This window comes from Roseomonas sp. TS2 (genome assembly GCF_058833935.1).
On sequence record NZ_JCACVY010000354.1, the window covers coordinates 1 to 1,313 of the forward strand.

Below are 1,313 nucleotides of genomic sequence, written 5' to 3' on the forward strand. Positions count from 1 at the left end.
GGCGCGGGCCAAGCAGGTAGTGGCGCAGCCGGGCGCCGGGACGCAGATGCAGCCGCAGCCCGCCCGGCACCGGCTCCACCCGCAGGACATTCGGCGGCGGCTTCGCCACCACGCCGCCCAGCCCCAGGCGGACCACCGTGCCGAAGCGCAGGTCGACCATCTCGCCTTCCTGCACCAGCGAGTAGCCGGGCGCCTCCGGCCAGTCGAACACCACGCGCCCCATGCCCGGATGCACGCCGGCCCGCACCGGCACGGCCAGGGGAACCACCGCGGGGGCGCCGGGCCCGGCCGCTGCGCGCAGCGGCGGCGCCGCCGGCAGCAGCACGCCGCCGCCGAGCAGCAGGGCCAGGGCCAGGGTGGAGGCGGACCGGGGCATGGGGCGGCGGATCCTCAGTCGAACAGCGCGTCGATGGCGGACTGGCTGATGGCGTTGCCCGGCAGCTGCGGGCCGTTCAGCAGCCCGGTGGAGGGCGGCGCCTGCCGCAGCAGCTGGGCCTCCTCCGCGAAGCTGGCGCGGGTGCGGCCGATGCGCTGCTCGATCGCCTGCAGCGCCGTCACCACCTTGGCGATGCGCTGCCCGGTGATGTCCTGGAAGGCGCAGGCCTCGTAGATGCGCGTGGTGGCGGCCACCAGCGCCTCGGCCTGCGCCGGGGCGGCGCCGGCCATGGTCTCGAGCTGCTCGCAGGCATCGAGGATCTCGTGCGTCGCCTGCGCGGTGTGGCTGACGATGGCGGCCAGCTCGTCGGTCGCGCTCGGGATGACGCTCTCGTCGATGCCGTCGGCCCGCAGCGCCGCCACCTCGGCGCGCGCCGTGGCGATGATGCGGCCGAGCCCCTCCAGCTCCTGCAGCAGCGAGGCGGCGGTGGCCGTCAGGTCGCCGCGCAGGCCTGCGATGGCGTCCTTGGCGATGGCGTCCTTCGTGTCAGACATGCGCCATCACCTTCTCGATCTTCTCGCGCAGCGTCTCGGCGTTGAACGGCTTGACGATGTAGTTGGAGACGCCCGCCTGCTTGGCGGCGACGACGTTCTCCGTCTTGCTCTCGGCCGTGACCATGATGAAGGGCAGGTGCTTCAGACGGGCGTCGGCGCGCACCTCCTTCAGCAGCTCGAGGCCGGTCATCGGCGCCATGTTCCAGTCGCTGATGACCAGGCCGAAATTGCCGGAGCGCAGCTTGGCCAGCGCCTCGTGCCCGTCGGCCGCCTCGTCGGCGTCGTGGAAGTCGATCTGCTTCAGCAGGTTGCGGATGATGCGCGTCATCGTCTTGTAGTCGTCGACGACGAGCACCTTGATGTTGCGGTCGATGGTCATGGCG

3 protein-coding genes are annotated in these 1,313 nt (G+C 72.4%); all 3 read right to left on the bottom strand.

Features of this window, described 5'->3' with window-relative positions:
- The coding region (locus tag ACZJYS_RS24340) for a hypothetical protein (protein ID WP_493180651.1) at window positions 1-376 on the bottom strand (376 nt) is incomplete at its 3' end.
- Window positions 377-390: 14 nt separating this feature from the next.
- A complete protein-coding gene (locus ACZJYS_RS24345) occupies window positions 391-930 on the bottom strand; it encodes a protein phosphatase CheZ (protein ID WP_109517503.1) in 540 nt (179 codons plus the stop codon).
- The gene (locus tag ACZJYS_RS24350; RefSeq protein ID WP_109517502.1) at window positions 923-1,309 is read right to left on the bottom strand and encodes a chemotaxis response regulator CheY; all 387 of its coding nucleotides are present in this window, start codon (window positions 1,307-1,309) and stop codon (window positions 923-925) included. Before ACZJYS_RS24350 ends, ACZJYS_RS24345 begins: the two co-directional genes overlap by 8 nt.
- Window positions 1,310-1,313 lie beyond the last annotated feature (4 nt).

What these genes read in the sequence shown, in the direction of transcription:
- ACZJYS_RS24345 (WP_109517503.1), bottom strand. Translation starts at nt 930, where the DNA reads ATGTCTGACACGAAGGACGCCATCGCCAAGGACGCCATCGCAGGCCTG.
- ACZJYS_RS24350 (WP_109517502.1), bottom strand. Translation starts at nt 1,309, where the DNA reads ATGACCATCGACCGCAACATCAAGGTGCTCGTCGTCGACGACTACAAG.